Raw genomic sequence first — 18,622 nt, 5'->3', positions numbered from 1 at the left:
GGTGGTCTCAGGGGCCTTGCGGCAGCTTGCCCGTCAGGCGCTCGGGTGAGCGGACTTCACCGCATTGACGAAGGAACCCCAACCCGCAGTGGGAAACACCAGCACCGGCCCACCGGGCATCTTGCTGTCCCGCACCGGCACCACGGCGGCAAGGCCCTCGGCGACCTCAACACACTCGCCCCCGTCGGGGTTGCTGTAGCTGCTCTTACGCCAGGACACGGCGCTCAGGTCGATGGCTCGCACGAGGCTTCCTCCAAGAAGGGCAGGACGAACTGCAAGGACTCGGCCGGAGAGAGCGCCAAGTCGCGCATGCCATCGTATACACGCTGCAAGCGCTCGACTTGGGCGTCTTCCTCGATGAGTTCGCCCTGATGAGCGCTCTCCCGGTAGGCCGCCGTCCGCCCGTTCGGAAGCCGCAGGAACATGAGGGCTGTGCTGACCAGCCCGTGCATGCCCACCGAGAACGGCAACACCTGGAGCACCACGCTCTGGCGCTCCGCCATCGTGACGAGGTGCTGGAGTTGGTCGCGCCACTCCTGCGGGTCGCGCAGCGGGGTGCGCAGGACCGCTTCGGAGAGGATCGTGCGGAACGGCGGGGCCTTGGTGCCGTCCAGCAGGGCGCACCGGCCGGTGCGGGCGGCGACTTGCTGGTCCAGCTCGCGGCCCTTGAGCCCTCCGGCGGCCAGGACTTCGCGGGCGTAGCCGGGGGTTTGCAGCAGACCGGGCAGGACGCTGACGGCGAAGTGCCACAGGCTGACCGCCTTGGCCTCCAGCGTCATGTACCGCTGGTAGCGCTCGCGGAACTGGCTCTTGTCCCCGGCGGCCAGCTCCCACAGGGCCAGGAGCAGGCCGGGGGTGCCGTAGTACTGGTCCAGCGCCTCGGCTACCTCGGGGCTGCCGATGGTCTCTCCCTTCTCCATCTTGCCGAACAACGACCAGTCCCAGCCGAGGTGTTCGCCGAGCTGGCGCAGACTCTTGCCCCGCTGCACGCGGAGCCTGCGCAGCTCCTCGGCGAACCGTTGGCGCGGGTTCTGGCTCCGCCCGGTGATAACGCGACGCTGCGGCATGAGTGTTCCTCTCCGTTGAGGACGTGTGGTCACAGCCCGTGGAAGGTGTGGAAACAGTGCGTCGAGGCGGGAAGCCAAGCCCCCGTGACGCCCCGTCAGCCCTCCTCAGGCCCCATTCTCGTAATGCCCGTGCTACCCACCGTATTTCCGGTGGGGCGAATGTGCCAGACAAATGTGCATAAGTCATATGAAAGGAATCGCAGATGGCGAAGACTTCACGGCCCGACGCCGAAACCGCCGCCCGCCGCGCCAAGGTGAAAGAGGCGCTGACCGCCCGCTACGCCCTGGCCGACGCGCTGCGGCGGGCGGGCATCCAGCTTCCGGCGATGGACGTCCGCACGCCGTGGGCCGACGAGCGCGAGGGCTCGGCGCGGTACGCGCTGATCCAGCTCGGGGTGTGCTCGGCCCCCGTCGCCCACCTGCTGGCTGAGGTCATCTCGCGGGGAGCCGAACGGTGACGGCGGACGGCCAGCCGCCGCAGACCGGCACCGCCGCGCGGGACACCGTGTCCAACCGGGTGGGCATCGTGATGGCCTACGAGGGAGCCCTCGCCTTCCTGCGCCCCCTGCTGGGCGGCCGGGAGTGGGACGCCGACCCGGCCCACCTGGTGCCCCTGAGCCGGGGTGAGCTGCTGCGCGCCCACGTGGCGGAGCTCAACGCGCGCAGCCGCAAGCCGCTGCGCTGAGCGGCGTCAGCTCGGCAGCACCGTCAGCCCAGCATCGCCGTCAGCCGAGCAGCAGCGTCACCGAGGCGGTGACGCCGACAACGAGGATGACGGCGCGCAGCGCGGTGGGCGGCAGGCGGCGGCCGACGCGGGCGCCGAGGAGGCCGCCGAGCGTGGCCCCGGCGGCGATGGCCCCGGCGGCGGCCCAGTCCACGTGGGTGACGGCGATGAAGATGACGGCGGCGACCCCGTTGACGATGGCGGCGAGCACGTTCTTGACGGCGTTGAGGCGTTGCAGGTCGTCGCGCAGGAAGCTGCCGAACAGGCCCATGAGCAGCACGCCTTGGGCGGCGCCGAAGTAGCCGCCGTACACGCCGGTGCCGAGCACGCCGAGCCACATGGGCACCCCGCCGTCGCGGCCGTCGTCGTGCGGGCGGCGGCGGGTGAGCCAGCGGTTCAGGCGCGGCTGGAGGAGGACGAGGACGCAGGCGGCCAGGATCAGCACCGGCACGACGGCGGCGAACGTCTCCGCCGGGAGGGTGAGCAGCAGCAGCGACCCGATGAGGCCGCCGAGCAGGGAGCCGGTGCCGAAGCGCAGCAGGCGGCGGCGCTGGCCGCGCAGTTCGCGGCGGTAGCCGTAGGCGGCGCTGAGCGTGCCGGGGACGAGGCCGATGTTGTTCGAGACGTTGGCCAGCACGGGCGGGTAGCCGAAGGCGAGGAGCGTGGGAAAGGTGATCAGCGTGCCGGAGCCGACGACGGCGTTGATGCCGCCCGCGGCGACCCCGGCCGCCGCGATGGCCACCAGTTCCAGCGCGCCGCTCATGCCGCGAGCTGTTTGTAGAAGTACGTGGTGGGACGCGGGGTGCCCGTGGTGTCGGTGGCGTAGCCGGGGATGGTGCCGGCCTCCGTCCAGCCGGTGGCGCGGTAGAAGTCCACGGCGGCGGTGTCGGACTGGGTGTCGAGCACGAGCAGGGTGAGGCCCGCGTCGGCGGCGGCCCGCTCGGCGGCGTCCAGCAGGGCGCGCGCCACGCCGCGCCCACGGGCGGCGCGGTGGACCATGAGCTTGGCCACGTCCGCGCGGTGGCGTCCGTTGGGCATAGGCGCGGGAAGGAGGGTCACGGTGCCGGTCAGCTGGCCGCCGGTGTGGGCGGCCCACAGCAGTGCGTGCCCGACCTCCAGCGCGTCCGCGCGGGAGGTCCACCAGGCGCGGGCCTCGGCGTGGGTCAGCGGCGACAGGAAGCCGAGGGAGTCGCCCCCGTCCACGACGTCGAGGAGCAGCTCGGCCAGTGCGTCGGCCGCACGCAGCAGATCGGCGGCGGACAGCTGGGTGATCTCTGGCACGGGACGACCCTACGGGACGGCCAGCGCGGGCGGCAGGGCCGGGGAGGGCGCGCGGCCTGGACCGTGGGAGGGCTGCCGGAGGCTACGCGGCGACGGGTGACCGATGAGTAACGTGAGGACCGGGCGCCGTAGAGTCGGTGGTGACAGTTAGGAGCTCCCATGGCACCGCCCGTCGTGCACTCGCTGCGCGAGCAGATCCGCGAACACCTCGTGGAGGGGATCGTCAGCGGTCGCTGGAACCCGGGTGAGCGCATCGTCGAGCGGCGCATCGCGGTAGAGTTGCAGGTCAGCCAGACGCCGGTACGGGAGGCGCTGCGCGAGCTGGAGGCGCTGCGGCTGATCGAGTCGGCGCCGAACAAGGGCGTGCGGGTGCGGGATTTGTCGGCGGCCGACCTGGAGGAGATCTACCCGGTGCGCGCCGGGCTGGAGCAGATGGCCGCCGAGCTGGCCGCGCCGCGCCTGGCCGACGACGTCTCCGCGCTGGAACCGCACGTGGCGGCGCTGTACGAGGCCGACCGGGCCGGGGACGGCGAGGCGCAGGTGCGGCACACCGTGGGCTTTCACCGGGAGTTGGTGCGTGCCTCGGGCAACAGCGTGCTGCTGCACACCTGGGAGTCGCTGGGCATCGAGGTGTGGACGGCGCTGTCGATCCGCTGGCTGGGCACGGTGCAGCAGTCGTACGCGGAGGAGCACGAGGCGGTCATCGAGGCGTTCCGCCGCCGTGACCCGAACGTGGCGCAGCTGGTGAAGGACCACGTGCTGGGCTGCGCGCCCGCGCCGACGGAGTAGGCCCGCTGGCCTGCCCGGGGCCGCCGCCGGGTCGCGGCTGAGCGTCGGCTGAGCGGGTCGGGCGGTGCCCGCACGCGGGCGTCCGGGCGGAGAACGCCCACCGCCCGGGCGGAGAGCACCCCAGCAGGCCCTCGCACGCGGCACGGCGTGTCAAATTTCGTGGCACGGAATGCCGATTTTGGCTCGTGAAAGAAGTATTTCCTTACGAAGCTTTGATCGATCATCGATCGAGGCTTATCGTCATTCGCGCGGGCTCACCCTGTCCTGCCCGCACCGATCCACCAGCACCCGCTGGCCCCCGCACCACCCCACCGTCCCCATCCCGGAAGGCGGCCTGATGACCGACTCCACCCTGCCGAGCGAGCTGGACCGGCTCCCGGACCGTGACCCGCAGGAGACCGCCGAGTGGCGTGAGTCCCTGGACGCGGTCGCCGACGCCGCCGGGCCGCAGCGCGCCGCCTACCTGGTGCGCCGGACCGTCGAGCACGCACGCGACAGCGGGCTCGCCGTCCCCGGGCTGCTGGAGACGGAATACGTCAACACCTTCCCGACCGCCGCCGAGCCCCAGCTGCCCGGCGACCCGGAGCTGGAGCGCCGGATCACCGCGTGGAACCGGTGGAACGCCGCCGCGATGGTCACCCGGGGCAGCCGGTACGGCGTCGGCGGCCACATCGCCACCTACGCCTCGGCGGCCTGGCTCTACGAGATCGGCTTCCAGCACTTCTTCCGGGGCAAACAGGACCCGGAGCGGCACGGCTCCGGCGACCAGCTCTACATCCAGGGGCACGCCTCCCCCGGCATCTACGCCCGCGCCTACCTCGAAGGCCGCCTCAGCGAAGACCACCTCGACCACTTCCGCCAGGAGGCCGGCGGCCAGGGCATCCCGTCCTACCCGCACCCCAGGCGCCTGCCGTGGATGTGGGAGTTCCCCACGGTCTCGATGGGCCTCGGCCCGCTGTCGGCCGTCTACCAGGCGCGTTTCAACCGCTACCTGCACCACCGGGGCATCAAGGACACCAGCACCTCGCGCGTGTGGGCGTTCCTGGGTGACGGCGAGATGGACGAGCCGGAGTCCACCGCCGCACTCGCCCTCGCCGCCCGCGAACAGCTGGACAACCTCACCTTCGTCATCAACTGCAACCTCCAGCGGCTGGACGGCCCCGTCCGCGCGAACTTCAAGATCGTGCAGGAGCTGGAGGCGCAGTTCCGCGCGGCTGGCTGGAACGTGGTGAAGTCGCTGTGGGGCACCGCCTGGGACGAGCTGATCCAGCTCGACACCACCGGCGCGCTGCTGCGCCGCCTGCGCGAGGTGCCGGACGCCCAGTTCCAGACGTACGCCACCCGCGACGCCGCCTACATCCGCGAGCACTTCTTCGGCGCCGACCCGGCGCTGGTGGAGCTGGCCAAGCTGCTGAGCGACGCCAAGATCGCCGAGTGCTTCCACACCTCGCGCGCCGGGCACGAGCCACGCAAGGTGTACGCCGCGTACCAGGCGGCCGTGGCGCACCGGGGCGCGCCGACGGTGATCCTGGCGCAGACGGTCAAGGGCTGGACGCTGGGCCCGGGCTTTGAGTCGCGCAACGCCAACCACCAGATGAAGAAGCTCTCCGGCAAGGAGTTCCGCGCCATGCGCGACCTGCTGGAGCTGCCGATCCCGGACGCCAAGCTGGACGAGGAGCTGGTCCCCTACGCCCACCCGGGCGCCGACTCCCCCGAGGTGCGCTACCTCACCGAGCGCCGCGCGGAGCTGGGCGGCCCCGCCCCGGCCCGCCGGGTGCACCCGGTCGCGCTGCCCCAGCCCGGCCAGCGTCCGTTCGCCGCGCTGGCCAAGGGCAGCGGCAACCAGTCGATCGCGACCACCATGGCGTTCGTGCGCCTAGTGAAGGACCTGATGCGGGACAAGGAGACCGGCAAGCGCTGGGTGCCGATCGTCCCGGACGAGGCCCGTACGTTCGGCATGGAGGCGCTGTTCCCCTCCGCCGGTATCTACTCGCCGCTGGGCCAGACGTACGAGCCGGTCGATCGCGACCAGTTGATGTACTACAAGGAGGCCAGGGACGGGCAGATCCTCAACGAGGGGATCACCGAGGCGGGTGCCATGGCGGACTTCACCGCCGCCGCGACGGCATACGCCACGCACGGCGAGCCGATGATCCCGTTCTACATCTTCTACTCGATGTTCGGCTGGCAGCGCACCGCCGACCAGTTCTGGGCGCTCGGTGACCAGCTCGGCCGGGGCTTCGTCGTCGGCGCGACGGCCGGTCGCACGACGCTGACCGGCGAAGGCCTGCAACACGCCGACGGGCACTCGCTGCTCATCGCCGCCACCAACCCGGCCGCGCTGTCCTACGACCCGGCGTTCGCCTACGAGATCGGCGTCATCGTCAAGGACGGGCTGCGCCGGATGTATGGGGAGAACCCCGAGGACGTCTTCTACTACCTGACCGTCTACAACGAGCCCATGCCGCAGCCCGCGATGCCCGAGGGCGCCGAGGAGGGCATCGTCAAGGGCCTGTACCGGTTCAACGAGGGCGAGGTGACAGGCGACGCGGACGCGCCGCGCCTCCAGCTGCTCGCCTCCGGTACCGCGATCCACTGGGTGCTGGACGCGCAGAAGCTACTCGCCGAGGAGTGGGGCGTGGCGGCCGACGTGTGGTCGGCGACGTCATGGGGCGAGCTGCGCCGGGACGCACTGGACTGCGAAGCGGCTGCCCTGCGCGGCGAGGACCGGGAGCCCTACGTCACCCGGGTGCTGAAGGACGCCCCCGGGCCGGTGCTGGCCGTCAGCGACTGGATGCGGCAGGTGCCGGACCAGATCAGCCAGTGGGTGCCGCAGGACTACTCCTCGCTGGGCACCGACGGGTTCGGCCTGTCCGACACCCGCGAGAACGCCCGCCGTCACTTCGGCGTGGACGCCCAGTCCATCACCGTCGCCGCCCTAGCCCAGCTCGCCCGCCGTGGCGAGGTAAAGCGCGAAACGGTACACCAGGCCGCCGAAAAGTACGGCCTGGCCTGACCCCACCTGCCTGCCCCTGACGTGGCGTCGGCCCCGGACTGCGCGGTCCGGGGCCGACGCCGTGTGCGCCCAGCATGGGCGCACAAGCGCGGGGCCCGCGCGCAAGTGATGCGCGCGGGCCCCGGCTGGCGGTTTCGCGTGGGTTACGCGGTGGTGCTCCGGCGGCGGATGGTGAAGGTCAGCATGGCTGTGCCCATCGCCAGCACGATCCCGGCGGCGCCGGCGATCCAGGGGGTGGCGGCGTTGCTGCCGGTCACCGCCAGCGTGGTGTCCTTGCCACCGCCGTTCGGGGCGGGGTCGTTGCCACTCTGGGAGCCCGCACCGCCCAGGGAACTTTCCGCACCCTTATCCCCGGCGCTGGCCGAGCCGTCCTCCCGGGAGCCTCCGGTCCCAGCCGTGGCGCCGGTGCTCTCACCGGTACCGGCGGCCAGGATCTCGGTCCGGTATACGTGGGGCTCGGCGGCCGCGCTCACCTCGGAGTCCGGGGCCCAGCCCACGGTGGCCAGGGAAAGGGGGCCGGTGGGGGTGTCCTCGGCGAAACGCAGCCGCAGACGGATCTCGCGCTGTTCGTCAGCGGCCAGCGAGATGGTGCCGATGTAGGCGCTGTGGAGCTCTTCGGAGCCGTCGAGCTCCAGCGCGGACCAGCTCTTGGAGTCCCCGCCCAGACCCTGGACCTCCATCATGATCTGGTCCTGGGTCAGGAACTCACCCTTATCCAGCCCGCGTCCCAGATTGACCCCCAGGTCGTAGGCGTCGAAGGCGCCCAAGCCGGAATTGTCCACACGCAGGGTGATCCCCTGCCAGTCACCACCGGCGACAAACCCGGCGGCGGGAACCCCGGCAAGCGTCACCTCCGGTGCGGGGGCGCCATCCGGGTCCTCCTCATCGGGAACCTCGTCCGCGTCGCCCGTGGAGTCGATGGACGTGTAGAAGGAGGTGGCGGGTGTGCCGACGGCACCGGCCGCACTGTCACCCGCACCGGACAAGATGATCTCCGCCCGCGTCTCGGGAGCCTCACTGGTGAAGCCGATCCGCAGGTCGAGGGTGAGGCGCTCGCCTGCCGCGATCGCCGTCGGCCCGGTGAAATCGGCGGTGTAGCTGGAGGTGAACTGGATGTTGCGCAGGGACAGGGACTGCCAGTTACCCTCGCTGTCCCGCTGCTCCAGCGTGATGTGCGACCCTTCCAGCTCACCCGTGGTGGAGTCAAAGGTCAAGCCACTGTTCCAGTTGGTGATGTCAGCGCCGTCGGTATTGTCGAAGACGACCGAGACCTCAGCCGAATCTCCGGGCCGGATCGCGGTGGGGAGATCCACTGAAGGGGTCGGTCCCTCGATGAGGGAAACTTCGCTGACCGCCCCTCGGGGAGAGACGACGGCCGTACGGTCCTGAGCCGTCGCGGGGGCGGCCAGCAGGATGGAGGAGCCAGCGACCACCGTAGCGGTGGCCATGGCTATGTTCTTGCGCTTCAAAATATTCCTTGTGTTGGTCCAGAGGGGGAGCCCTGGCCTTCGGATGGTCAAACTTCCTTAACGGATTTTTACACAGGCCCTCTCGGGTGCCCGTGTCGCCCCAGTGGCGCACGCCGCGTCCCAGGAGTAACGCCAGGCACCCTTCTGCCCGGCCCTCGTGGGGCCGGGCAGAAGGGTGAGACGGTCTACTCGCCGTAGCCTGCCCGCACCGACCACGAGGGCAGAGCTGGCCCGGCCCCCCTTCGTGCGGGACGGACTCCGGGCCTCGGGGGCGTCGTGCCGGGAGGTTCTCAGGGGGCGTCAGATCGAGTGGTCCTCCGGGGTGTCCGGCGGTACCCGCACCTCCGGGTGGGCGCGCAGGCGCAGGATGGCCAGGGCCAGGCCGCCCCAGACGACGACGATCGACACGATCAGCATCACGATGGCGCTGGCGGACATCACTCACTCCTCTTCTCACCGAGGTCCTGCGGGGCCCCGGCATCCTCGCGGCGCCACGGCAGCAGGGACAGCAGGATGGCGAGGAGCAGCGCTCCGGCCGCCACGCCCCAGCCCGCCCACAGCAGGAAGCTGGTCGGGTAGCCCGCGTAGTTCTCGCTCAGCTCCTGGGCGAGCGCGTCGATCAGCATCAGCCCGAGCATGACGGGCGTGATGATGCCCAGGGTCACCTTCCACCAGCGGCCGAGCCGGATGGCTGAGGTGGCGTCGGCGTCCCGTTGCAGGACGGGGAGCTTGCGCAGCACCCAGGCGACCATGATGACGGAGGCCAGGGCGGCCAGGGCGATGCCGTAGCGGTTGATGAAGCGGTCGGCGGCGTCCAGCAGGTACAGGCCGCCTTCGGTGGGGTAGAGCAGCACCGAGGCAAGGGCGACCACGCCGCCCACGAGCAGCACGGCCGGGACCCGGGCCAGGTTCAGCCGGTCCTGCACCGCCGAGACGATGACCTGGACGATGCTGATGAGGGACGTGAGCCCGGCGATGACCAGTGAGCCGAAGAACAGCACGCCGAAGAAGGCGCCCCAGGGCATCTGCGAGATGATCGTCGGGAAGGCGACGAAGGCCAGGCCGAGGCCGCCCTCGGTCTCGAACACCCCGCCACCGGCTGCCGAGGCGAGGAAGCCGAGGGTGGCGAAGACGCCGATGCCCGCCAGGATCTCGAAGGAGCTGTTGGCGAAACCGGCCACAAGCGCGGAGCCGCTGAGGTCGGAGCGGCGGCCCAGGTAGGACGCGTAGGTGATCATGATGCCGAAGCCGACGGACAGGGAGAAGAAGATCTGCCCGTAGGCGGCGACCCAGACATCGCCGTCCGTGAGCGCGTCCCAGTCCGGGGTGAAGAAGGCGTCCAGGCCGAGCGCGGCGCCGTCCAGGGTGAGGGCCCGGATGACGAGGACGATGAAGAAGACCACCAGCAGCGGGATGAAGATCCGGTTGGCTCTCTCGATGCCGCGCCGGACGCCCAGGGCGAGGATGCCGAGCACGATCATCCACACGGCCAGCAGCGGCCAGAACACGCCGCCGATGTATCCGCCCAGGTCGCCGGGGGTGTCGCCGACGCGCAGGAAGTCCACGAACAGGAAGGTCTCGGCGTCGTCCCCCCACTGCTGCCCCACCGAGAAGCCGACGTAGCGCACGGCCCAGGACAGGATGAGGGCGTAGTAGGTGGCGATGACGAAGCAGATCAGCACCTGCCACCAGCCGATGAACTGGGCCGGTTTGCCCAGTCGGCGGAAGGACGCGGGGGCCGAGCCACGGTAGCGCCGCCCGATCGTGTACTCCATGATCAGCAGCGGCAGACCGGCCGTCAGCAGGGCGATGAGATAGGGCAGCAGGAACGCGCCGCCGCCGTTTCGGTACGCCTCGGCCGGGAAGCGCCAGATGTTGCCCAGCCCGATCGCGGAACCGATCGCGGCCATGATGAAGCCCGCCCGAGTGCCCCACTGCTCGCGGGGTTGATCGCTCATAGTCGGAATCCCTTGGTGCGGGGAGACGAATGTGGCACTTTCGCACGCTAACAGCGGATTCCGCGGGCCGCTCACCGAGCGCGGGACGCCCTGACGAGACACCAGGCCCCGGCCTGCGCGGCACGGCTGACGCCGGGGCACAATGCGGCCATGCGCGCGGCGAGACTGATCCGGCTGGTGCTGCTCCTGCAGAACCGACAGGCCATGACGGCGGCCGAGTTGGCCACGGAGCTGGAGGTCTCGGAGCGGACCGTGACGCGGGACGTCGCCGCGCTGGCAGAGGCCGGGGTACCGGTGTACGCCGACCGGGGCCGTACGGGTGGCTACCGGTTGCTCGGGGGCTACCGCACCCGGCTGACCGGGCTGGGACGCAGCGAGGCCGAGGCCCTGTTCCTGTCCGGCGTGCCGTCGGTGCTGCACGACCTGGGGCTGGCGGACGCGGCGTCCGCGGCCGGGCTGAAGGTGCTGGCGGCGCTGCGGCCCGAGCTGGCCGACGCGCAGCGCAGCGTGGCCCAGCGCTTCCACCTGGACGCCCCCGGCTGGTGGCAGGAGCCGACGGTGCCGGCGCTGCTGCCCGAGCTGGCGCAGGCGGTGTGGGACGACCGCCGCGTCACCGTCACCTACCGGCGCTCAAGCGGCCCGGTGGTGCGCGAACTGGAGCCGTACGGGCTCGTGCTCAAGGCGGGCGTGTGGTATCTGGCCGCCCGCGTCGAGGGCGCCTTCCGGGTCTACCGGGTGGACCGGGTCGCGTCCGCCGAACCGGGCGCACCGTTCACCCGGGTGGCCGGGTTCGACCTGCCCGCGTTCTGGGCACAGCAGGCCGCCGCCTTCGCCCGTTCGATCCTGCGCGAGGAGGTCGTCGTCCGGCTGACGGCGGCTGGTGCGCGTCGCCTGCGGTACGTCACCGGGGACCGGGCGGCGGCCGACGAGGCGCTGGCGCGGGCGCCCGCCGACGCGAACGGCACGGTAACGGTCACGCTGCCAGTGGAGTCCCACGACGTGGCGTTCTCGCAGCTCCTGGCGCTGGGGCCGGAAGCGGAGGTGCTGGCGCCGCCCGCGCTGCGGGCCCGGTTCGCGGCCGCGTCCCGGGCGATGGCGGCCCGCTACACGGAGCGCCAAGGCCCCTGAGCTTTCCCCAGCCCCGACCGGGAAACCCGCCTTCTTCGCGAGCCGGGTGGCTGGCAGCCACCCCGCGTCGGGCCTCCCGCCACGCGGGTGGCCCGCCTCCGGCGCCAGCCTTCACTCCCAGCTGCCGTGGGGAGGCCCCCGGGCGGGCTGCCTGGTCAGCCCGCCCGGTCAGGGGCTGGCCCTCGCGCGGCTCAGCGGTAGTCCAGGGGAGCGCCCGCGCGGCCTGCCGCCTTGTCCCGGAGGTAGCCCCACGCGTCGGGCCGGGAACCGTCCGCGTCGGTGAACCCGTACTCGCGCGCGAGCCAGCCGCTGGACACGGAGCGCCCGTTGAACCGCGCGACGCCGGGGTCGGCGGCGAGCGCCACCAGCGCGCGGCCCACGTAGACCGGGGACTCGGAGATGCCGAACTCCGGGGTCGCCGCGAGGGCGTCGCGCCAGGTCTCCTCCGTCACCTTGTGGTACGTGTCGAGCATGGTCTCCGAGCGGAGCCAGCCGGGGGTGAGGGCGAGCGCGGTCGCGCCGTGCGCCGCGAGTTCCTCGCCCAGGGCGTAGGCCACGCGCAGCGGACCGTTCTTGGCCAGGTCGTAGTAGAGCGGCTTGCGGTAGGTGCGGTTGTACTCCGTGGTGCCGTCGGTCACCTCCACCACCAGCCCGCCCGGGTGGCGGATGAGCAGCGGGATGGCGTAGTGACTGGTGATCACGTGTGTCTCGACGCCGAGCCGCACCGCGCGCAGGCCGGCGGCCAGGTCGTGCTCCCACATGGGTTGGTCCCACTCGATCAGGTGATCGCCGCCCCAGATGTCGTTGACGAGGATGTCGAGCCTGCCCTGCTCCCGGTCGATACGGGCGACCAGGGCGGCTACCTGGTCGGGCTCCAGGTGGTCGGTCGGTACGGCGATGCCCGTGCCGGTGCCGCCGCCCGCGTCGTCCGCCAGTTCGGCGGTCCCCTCGATCGTCTCGCTGCTCCGGCCGATCTCGCTGACCCGCTCGCGCGTGGTGCGTCCGCTGGCGTAGACGGTGGCCCCGGCCCGGGCGAGTTCCACCGCCATCGCCCGCCCGGCGCCCCGGGTGGCCCCGGCCACCAGCGCCACCTTGCCCGCGAGTGGCTGCTCCTCCCGCGTCCCCGCGTCCTCGGTGTGGTCCTGCGTCGTCATGTACGGCTCCGCTCCCTCGTCAGTGTCTCGGTGACACCCTCGCACCGAAAGCGGACATCTGCTGTCGGGTATTGACGCGACTGATCCGTCCGGGGCATTCCGCGTGCGACGCGGCCGGGCGGGGCGGATGCTGGTCCCGTGACGCTGCACGAGGACGAGTTCTGGGAGCTGATCGACAGCACCCGCGAGGCGGCCGAGGGCGACCCGGACGACCACGCGGAGCTGCTCGTCGAGCGGCTGACCCAGCTCGATCCGGAGACCGTCACCGACTTCGCCCGCCACTTCGAGGCCCGCTACCAGCGTGCCTACCGCTGGGACGTGTGGGGCGCGGCCTGGGTCCTGCTCGACGGTGCCAGCGACGACGTCTTCGACGCGTTCCGGTGCTGGCTCATCGGCCAGGGCCGCGCGGTGTTCGAAGGGGTTCTGCACCGCGACCCCGACGCCCTCGCCGAACTCCTGGAGGACTTCGACCCCGACGTGGACGGCGACGCCGAAGACCTGGGCTACGCGGCCGACGAGGCGTACGAGGAGCTGCTGGGCACCGAGCTGCCGGAGCTGGGCCTCGCGGAACCCCCGCCCGAGCCGGAGGGCACGCCACTGGACTTCGAGGACGAACGGGCGCTCGCCGCCCGCTTCCCCCAGCTGTGGGCACGCTTCCGCACCTGATGCCGCGCTCCGTGGGGTGAGGTGAGGACAGGTCAGGCCGGGCCGCGCGCCACCGGAGCCCGGAGCCCGACGCAACGCCACGCCGTCAACGCCACGCCACGCCGTCAACGCCCCGGACCTGCTTCCGCCACCGGCACCCAGCGCGCAGGATGGGTGCATGCGCGTCGCCATCACCGGGTCGTCCGGTCTCATCGGTTCCGCTCTGCTGCACTCGCTGCGCCGCGACGGCCACGAGGTGCTGCGCCTCGTGCGCCGTCCGGCCGAGGCGGGTGACGAGGTGGAGTGGCAGCCCGGGCGCGGTGACGTGGACGCCGCCGGGCTCGTCGGCGTCGAGGCCGTGGTGCACCTGGCGGGCGCGGGCATCGGCGACCGGCGGTGGACGGCGGCCTACAAACGCGAGATCCGCGACAGCCGGGTGCTGGGGACGCGGACGCTGGCGAAGGCCATCGCCTCGCTGGACGCCCCGCCGGGCGTGCTGGTGTGCTCCAGCGGCATCAGCTACTACGGCGACACCGGCGAGCACGCGGTGGACGAGAGCGCCCCACCGGGCACCGGGTTCCTGGCGGACGTCTGCCAGGAGTGGGAGGCGGCGGCGGAACCGGCGCGGCAGGCCGGGGTGCGCACCGTGCACGCGCGCACCGGGATGGTCGTCTCCGGCACGGGCGGCGCCTGGGGCAAGCGCCTGCTGCCGCTGTTCCGGGCGGGGCTCGGCGGGCGGCTGGGTGACGGGCGGCAGTACTGGAGCTTCATCGCGCTGCACGACCACGTCGCGGCGCTGCGCCACGTACTGGAGGTGCCCGAGCTGAGCGGGCCGGTCAATCTCACCGGGCCGGAGCCGGTCACCAACCGCGAGGTGACGGCGACGATGGGCCGCGTCCTGCGCCGCCCCACCCTGGCGACGGCACCGGCGCCCGCCCTGCGCCTGGTCCTTGGTGACTTCGCCGAGGAGGTGCTGACCAGCACCCGCGTCCTGCCCCGGCGCCTGCTGGACACCGGGTTCGTCTTCGCCTTCCCGGGCATCGAGGACGCGGTGCGCGCCGCCGCCGCGCGCGGCTGAGCCAGCTGCCGGGCGAGGCGCACGCCCCCGGGGCGGGGTGATGGCGGAACCGGGCGGCACCCGTACCCGAGCGGGCGCGGCGGGGGGCGCGCGGTGCGCGGGTGGGGCGCACAGGCGTGCGACCGGTGTGCGCCCGTGCACTGGGCGTGCGCGTGTCCGGTGGTCCCGCGCCCTTCGTAGGGTCGAGGCCCGGGGGAAGCTTTGGCCACGCCTTGTCGGGGGCATGAGCAGGGCAAGCGCCACCGTTTCGAACAGCTCCGGTACGGCTTTCGACCTCGGGAGGGCACGTGTTCGGCACCGCACCCACACCTCGCACGGACGACGTGGACGTCGTCGTCATCGGAGCCGGTCTGGCCGGGCTGGCCGTCGCCCGGCACCTGGCCGGGGCGGGGCTGGCGGTCGCGGTGCTGGAGGCCGCCGAACGGGTCGGCGGGCGCATGCACACCGAGCACACCGGCGGCTACCGGCTGGACGGCGGCAGCCACCTGCTGTGCGCGGACTGGCCGGAGCTGCGCGCCTGCCCGGGGCTGGCGGGGCTGGCGCTGCGCCCGTTCGCGCCCGGCGTCGTCATCCGGGGCGGCGAGCGCACGGTGCGGATCAGCGGGGCACGGGCCGTGCGTCCGGACGGGGGCAACGGCGTCGCCGCACGGCACCCGGCGCGCGCCCTGGGCACAGCACTGGACGCCGCCCGGCTGCGCGGCCAGCTGGCCCGGCTGGCGGCCACCGAGCCGCAGCGGCTGCGGGCGCGCCCGGAGCTTCCGGCCGCGCGCGCGCTCGCGGCGCGCGGCATACCGGCGCGCACGGTGGACACCCTGCTGCGCCCGCTGGTGGCCGCGCTGCTGGGCGACCCGGAGCTGGCCACCTCCAGCAGAGTGACGGACCTGGCGCTGCGCGGCTTCGCCCGGCGCGGCCTGTGCCTGCCCGCCGGGGGCGCGGCGGCGGTGCCCCTGCGGCTGGCGGCGGGCCTGCCGCCGGGCACGGTGCGCACCTCGGTCCGCGCGGTGGGAGTGTCGGCGAACGCGGTGGAGACCGAGGCGCACGGGCGGCTCGGGTGCCGCGCGGTGGTCATCGCGACCGGCGCGCGTGACGCGGCGCGGCTGCTGCCGGGCGTGTGGGTGCCGTCCTACCACCCGGTGACCGTGCTGCACCACGCCGCGGACGCCGCCCCGCCGCCCGCCGACCCCTCCCTGGTACTGGACGGCGAGCGGCGCGGCCCGGTGGCGCACACCATGGTGGCCTCGGCCGTGGACCCCTCGCGGGCGCGGCCGGGCCGCACGCTGGTGACGTCGGTGGTGCTGGGACAGCACGCCGAAGACCCGCCCAGCGTGCTGGACAAGGCCGCGCGTGGGCAGCTGTCGGCGCTGCACGGGGTGGACGCCGAGCGCTGGGAGCTGCTGGCGGCCCGGCACCAGGCGGACGCGGTACCGGCGATGCCCGCGCCATTCGACGCCCGGCGCGCGGTGCGGGTCCTGACCGGCCTGTACCTGTGCGGTGACCACCGGGACACCGGGACACCGCAGGGCGCCCTGCGCTCGGCGGCCCGCGCGGCGGACGCGGTCTGCCGCGACCTGGGCGTACGCCTCCCGGCCCCGCAGGACGCCCTGAGCGCGGCCTGACCGGCCACCGGCAGCGGGCGGGAGCACCCGGGCCGCCCGGCGTCCACCGGCAACCCACCTTCGGCTGACCGGCGTTCGGTGCGGGCACGGACGTGCCACACCCCTGTTCCCCGCGCGAACTTCCGGGGGTTCCGTGGGGTTTCCGGGGGAGGTTCCCGGGGGCGCTCTCCCCCGTTCACGGCAACTGGCTTAGCCTGACGCTGTTTTGGGTCGCTTCGCAGCGCGACGGCCCGTGGACCGACAGCGAAGGCGGCAGATACGTGCGTACGTCCCTCCCCCTGGCCGCAGCGGCGCTCGGGGCCGCGCTGACCGTTACCGGCACCGCCGTCCCGGCGCACGCCGCGCCACGGACGACGGACCCGGGCGCCCTGCCCTACGCGCAGACCACCGGCGTCGGCGTGCACAACCCGTACGAGGAGGACCGCTACCCCTACTTCGCCGACGCCCTGGACTCGGGCGCGGCGATGCTCGAACTGGACGTGTGGACCAACAGCTTCGGCCCGGGCTGGCGCGTCTCGCACGCCGCGCCGCTGTGGAACAACAACAACTGCGTGGACGCCGACACCGCCGCCGAGCTGCGGAGCAAGGCCCGCGACCAGAACCTGGGCGGCTGCCTGTCCGACCTGCGCGCCTGGCACGAGGCGAACCCCGGGCACCGTCCGGTGCTGCTCAAGGTGGAGCTCAAGGACGGCTTCAACGGCCTGGCGGGGCGCGGCCCGGCCGCGTTCGACGCGCTGGTGGACCGGGAACTGGGCGACGCGCTGTTCCGCCCCGGCGACCTGCTGGGCGAGCACGCCACGCTGGACGCGGCGGCGCGGGCCGGTGCCTGGCCCACGCGGGACGCGCTGGCGGGGAAGTTCCTCATCCACCTGATACCGGGCACGGTGGAGCAGGCCAACCCGTTCGACTCGCTGTGGACCGACGTCGAGTACGCCCGGCACCTGCGCTCCCTGGCCGCGAACGGCACCGCCGGGTCGGCGACGGCGTTCCCCGCCGTGCACCGGGCCACCGCCGGTGACCCCCGGGCCCGGTACGAGGACGCGTCGCTGCGGCCCTGGTTCGTCGTCTTCGACGGCGACGCCACCGCCTACACCACCGGTTCCATCGACACCGGCTGGTACGCCGACCGGGGCTACCTGCTGGTGATGACGGACGCCCACGCGGTGCCGCCCGCGCTGGACCCACGTCAGCCGGACCGGCAGGCGGCCCAGTCCCGGGTGGCCCAGCTGGCCGGGGCGCACGCCACGATCGCCAGCACCGACTGGACGTCACTGCCCGCCGTACTGTCCACCGTCCTGCCGCGCGGGTAGCGGCCCGCGTGCCCCCGCGCGGGGCCGGGTTCCGGCTCCCTCGGGGAGGGCCGCCCGGCGGGGAAGCGGAGCATGCGCAGCGTCGGCAGTGCCTCGCTACCTCGCTACCTCGATCACGTCCAGTTGACATCCTCGCCGCCCTGAGGGGCGGCGATTCCCGCCTACCGCGCCGTTGAAGGCTGCGGTGTCGGGTGGGTTCCTGCTTCCCTGCGCGGTGCCGGGAGGAGTCCCGGTCTTACCTGCGCTCCACAGGCTGTCACGGCCAGTCCGGCCGCCTTGGCGACGTTGACCGCCGCGTTGATGTCCCGGTCCAGGACCGCCCCGCACGCCCCACACGTCCACACACGGACGTTCAGCGGCTTGGGGCCGTCCTTCCTGCCGCACCGCGAGCACACCTGGGAAGTCGGCTCGAACCGGCCGATCTTCACGAAGGTGCGCCCGTACCGGGCGGCCTTGTACTCCAACATCGACACGAACGCCGACCATCCGGCGTCGTGCACGGACTTGGCCAGACGTGTACGCGCGAGTCCCTTCACCGCCAGGTCCTCCACAGCGACCGCTTGGTTCTCGCGGGTCAGCCGGGTGGAGAGCTGGTGGTGGAACTCGCGGCGTGCGTCGGCCGCCTTCGCATGAGCGCGGGCGACCTTCAGCCGGGCCTTGTTCTGGTTCTTGCTGCCCTTCTCCTTGCGGGAGAGGGAACGCTGGGCCTTCTTCAAGCGCTTCTCGGCCCGGCGCCAGAAGCGCGGGCTGTCGATCTTCGTCCCGTCCGAGAGGACCACGAAGTGCCCGAGCCCGAGATCGATACCCACCTCGGGCGCGACCTCGGGAAGAACTTCCTCCCGGCCGGTCTCCACGACGAAGCTCGCGAAGTACCGGCCCGCGCTGTCCTTGACCACCGTCACCGTAGACGGCACGGAGGGCAGCGTCCGCGACCACTTCACCTTGACGTCGCCGATCTTCGGCAGGCGCAGCTTCCCGCCCGGCGTGACCGACCAGCGGGCGTTCGCCGTGAACCGGACCGACTGCCGGGTGTCCCGCTTCGACTTGTACCGGGGTGCGCCCATGCGGGGGCGCTTGCCCTTCAGCCCGTCGAAGAAGTTCCGGTACGCCGTATCCAGGTCGCGCAGCGACTGCTGGAGGACGACCGCCGAGACCTCGCCGAGCCACGCCCGTTCCGGGGTGTTCTTCGCCTCTGTGATGAGCTGCTTCGACAGGTCCCCGGTCTTCGGGAACGGCATGCCTTCGCTGCGAGCGGTCTCCCGAGCGCGAAGCGCGTCGTTGTAGACCACCCGCACACACCCGAACGCCCTCGCCAGCGCCGTGCACTGACCGGCGCTCGGGTACAAGCGGAAGCTGTACCGAAGCTGCACACGGATCACGCTACACA

18 protein-coding genes are annotated in these 18,622 nt (G+C 72.5%); 9 read left to right on the top strand and 9 right to left on the bottom strand.

Annotated elements, in window-relative coordinates; genetic code table 11:
- Positions 1-33 precede the first annotated feature (33 nt).
- Both JJV70_RS05670 and JJV70_RS05665 read right to left on the bottom strand, forming a co-directional pair.
- Positions 34-243, bottom strand: coding sequence for a DUF397 domain-containing protein (locus JJV70_RS05670; protein WP_219046594.1), 210 nt, complete (start codon positions 241-243; stop codon positions 34-36).
- Positions 225-1,067, bottom strand: coding sequence for a helix-turn-helix transcriptional regulator (locus tag JJV70_RS05665; RefSeq protein ID WP_219046593.1), 843 nt, complete (start codon positions 1,065-1,067; stop codon positions 225-227). The genes JJV70_RS05670 and JJV70_RS05665 overlap by 19 nt, the downstream gene beginning before the upstream one ends.
- Before the next feature lie 203 nt (positions 1,068-1,270).
- Here JJV70_RS05665 and JJV70_RS05660 point away from each other — a divergent pair, with 203 nt between their 5' ends.
- Both JJV70_RS05660 and JJV70_RS05655 read left to right on the top strand, forming a co-directional pair.
- Complete coding sequence (locus tag JJV70_RS05660) at positions 1,271-1,525, top strand: hypothetical protein (RefSeq protein WP_219046592.1); 255 nt, start codon at positions 1,271-1,273, stop codon at positions 1,523-1,525.
- Positions 1,522-1,752, top strand: coding sequence for a hypothetical protein (locus JJV70_RS05655; RefSeq protein ID WP_219046591.1), 231 nt, complete (start codon positions 1,522-1,524; stop codon positions 1,750-1,752). Before JJV70_RS05660 ends, JJV70_RS05655 begins: the two co-directional genes overlap by 4 nt.
- Positions 1,753-1,792: 40 nt before the next feature.
- Here the strand turns inward: JJV70_RS05655 and JJV70_RS05650 are convergent, their stop codons facing one another.
- Entirely contained in the window at positions 1,793-2,554 is a 762-nt protein-coding gene (locus JJV70_RS05650; protein WP_219046590.1) for a sulfite exporter TauE/SafE family protein, read from the bottom strand.
- Positions 2,551-3,072: a GNAT family N-acetyltransferase gene (locus JJV70_RS05645; protein WP_219046589.1), complete on the bottom strand. Its 522-nt coding sequence runs from the start codon at positions 3,070-3,072 to the stop codon at positions 2,551-2,553. The genes JJV70_RS05650 and JJV70_RS05645 overlap by 4 nt, the downstream gene beginning before the upstream one ends.
- Positions 3,073-3,231: 159 nt before the next feature.
- Between JJV70_RS05645 and JJV70_RS05640 the strand changes: the two genes are divergently transcribed.
- Together JJV70_RS05640 and aceE are read left to right on the top strand one after the other, a co-directional pair.
- On the top strand, positions 3,232-3,861 hold the full coding sequence (locus JJV70_RS05640) for a GntR family transcriptional regulator (protein WP_219046588.1): 630 nt from the start codon (positions 3,232-3,234) through the stop codon (positions 3,859-3,861).
- 337 nt (positions 3,862-4,198) lie between these two features.
- Positions 4,199-6,877 carry a pyruvate dehydrogenase (acetyl-transferring), homodimeric type gene (aceE, locus tag JJV70_RS05635; protein ID WP_219046587.1) on the top strand — a complete coding sequence of 893 codons (2,679 nt, stop codon included), beginning with the start codon at positions 4,199-4,201 and terminating at the stop codon, positions 6,875-6,877.
- Between the two features lie 143 nt (positions 6,878-7,020).
- Here aceE and JJV70_RS05630 read toward each other — a convergent pair whose 3' ends face one another.
- The 3 genes from JJV70_RS05630 to JJV70_RS05620 form a co-directional block, all read right to left on the bottom strand.
- A complete protein-coding gene (locus JJV70_RS05630; RefSeq protein ID WP_219046586.1) occupies positions 7,021-8,346 on the bottom strand; it encodes a hypothetical protein in 1,326 nt (441 codons plus the stop codon).
- A gap of 300 nt (positions 8,347-8,646) precedes the next feature.
- Positions 8,647-8,784: a methionine/alanine import family NSS transporter small subunit gene (locus tag JJV70_RS05625; RefSeq protein ID WP_219046585.1), complete on the bottom strand. Its 138-nt coding sequence runs from the start codon at positions 8,782-8,784 to the stop codon at positions 8,647-8,649.
- Positions 8,784-10,304: a sodium-dependent transporter gene (locus tag JJV70_RS05620; protein WP_219046584.1), complete on the bottom strand. Its 1,521-nt coding sequence runs from the start codon at positions 10,302-10,304 to the stop codon at positions 8,784-8,786. Before JJV70_RS05620 ends, JJV70_RS05625 begins: the two co-directional genes overlap by 1 nt.
- Positions 10,305-10,454: 150 nt before the next feature.
- Here JJV70_RS05620 and JJV70_RS05615 point away from each other — a divergent pair, with 150 nt between their 5' ends.
- Positions 10,455-11,432, top strand: a complete 978-nt coding sequence (locus JJV70_RS05615; RefSeq protein ID WP_219046583.1) for a YafY family protein — start codon at positions 10,455-10,457, stop codon at positions 11,430-11,432.
- 191 nt (positions 11,433-11,623) lie between these two features.
- On the opposite strand, the gene JJV70_RS05610 is transcribed toward JJV70_RS05615, so the two are convergent.
- Positions 11,624-12,586, bottom strand: a complete 963-nt coding sequence (locus JJV70_RS05610) for an SDR family oxidoreductase (protein ID WP_219046582.1) — start codon at positions 12,584-12,586, stop codon at positions 11,624-11,626.
- A gap of 144 nt (positions 12,587-12,730) precedes the next feature.
- Between JJV70_RS05610 and JJV70_RS05605 the strand changes: the two genes are divergently transcribed.
- The 4 genes from JJV70_RS05605 to JJV70_RS05590 all read left to right on the top strand — a co-directional run bounded on the left by JJV70_RS05605 (position 12,731) and on the right by JJV70_RS05590 (position 17,235).
- Positions 12,731-13,252: a DUF4240 domain-containing protein gene (locus JJV70_RS05605; protein ID WP_219046680.1), complete on the top strand. Its 522-nt coding sequence runs from the start codon at positions 12,731-12,733 to the stop codon at positions 13,250-13,252.
- 157 nt (positions 13,253-13,409) lie between these two features.
- Entirely contained in the window at positions 13,410-14,309 is a 900-nt protein-coding gene (locus tag JJV70_RS05600; protein WP_219046581.1) for a TIGR01777 family oxidoreductase, read from the top strand.
- A 287-nt stretch (positions 14,310-14,596) separates the two neighbouring features.
- A complete protein-coding gene (locus tag JJV70_RS05595) occupies positions 14,597-15,925 on the top strand; it encodes an NAD(P)/FAD-dependent oxidoreductase (RefSeq protein ID WP_219046580.1) in 1,329 nt (442 codons plus the stop codon).
- Between the two features lie 260 nt (positions 15,926-16,185).
- Entirely contained in the window at positions 16,186-17,235 is a 1,050-nt protein-coding gene (locus tag JJV70_RS05590) for a phosphatidylinositol-specific phospholipase C domain-containing protein (RefSeq protein ID WP_219046579.1), read from the top strand.
- Between the two features lie 161 nt (positions 17,236-17,396).
- Here JJV70_RS05590 and JJV70_RS05585 read toward each other — a convergent pair whose 3' ends face one another.
- The gene (locus JJV70_RS05585) at positions 17,397-18,605 is read right to left on the bottom strand and encodes an RNA-guided endonuclease TnpB family protein (RefSeq protein ID WP_219046578.1); all 1,209 of its coding nucleotides are present in this window, start codon (positions 18,603-18,605) and stop codon (positions 17,397-17,399) included.
- Positions 18,606-18,622 lie beyond the last annotated feature (17 nt).

The sequence above is a fragment of the Streptomyces sp. JJ66 genome (assembly GCF_019303495.1).
GTDB lineage: Bacteria > Actinomycetota > Actinomycetes > Streptomycetales > Streptomycetaceae > Streptomyces.
Note: the sequence above shows the minus strand (reverse complement) of the source record. Positions and strands in the feature narration are given on the sequence as shown.

Excerpts from the sequence above, each read along its gene's own strand:
- JJV70_RS05665 (WP_219046593.1), bottom strand. The coding sequence starts at position 1,067 with ATGCCGCAGCGTCGCGTTATCACCGGGCGGAGCCAGAACCCGCGCCAA.
- JJV70_RS05660 (WP_219046592.1), top strand. The coding sequence starts at position 1,271 with ATGGCGAAGACTTCACGGCCCGACGCCGAAACCGCCGCCCGCCGCGCC.
- JJV70_RS05650 (WP_219046590.1), bottom strand. The coding sequence starts at position 2,554 with ATGAGCGGCGCGCTGGAACTGGTGGCCATCGCGGCGGCCGGGGTCGCC.
- JJV70_RS05640 (WP_219046588.1), top strand. The coding sequence starts at position 3,232 with ATGGCACCGCCCGTCGTGCACTCGCTGCGCGAGCAGATCCGCGAACAC.
- aceE (WP_219046587.1), top strand. The coding sequence starts at position 4,199 with ATGACCGACTCCACCCTGCCGAGCGAGCTGGACCGGCTCCCGGACCGT.
- JJV70_RS05625 (WP_219046585.1), bottom strand. The coding sequence starts at position 8,784 with ATGTCCGCCAGCGCCATCGTGATGCTGATCGTGTCGATCGTCGTCGTC.
- JJV70_RS05620 (WP_219046584.1), bottom strand. The coding sequence starts at position 10,304 with ATGAGCGATCAACCCCGCGAGCAGTGGGGCACTCGGGCGGGCTTCATC.
- JJV70_RS05615 (WP_219046583.1), top strand. The coding sequence starts at position 10,455 with ATGCGCGCGGCGAGACTGATCCGGCTGGTGCTGCTCCTGCAGAACCGA.
- JJV70_RS05610 (WP_219046582.1), bottom strand. The coding sequence starts at position 12,586 with ATGACGACGCAGGACCACACCGAGGACGCGGGGACGCGGGAGGAGCAG.
- JJV70_RS05600 (WP_219046581.1), top strand. The coding sequence starts at position 13,410 with ATGCGCGTCGCCATCACCGGGTCGTCCGGTCTCATCGGTTCCGCTCTG.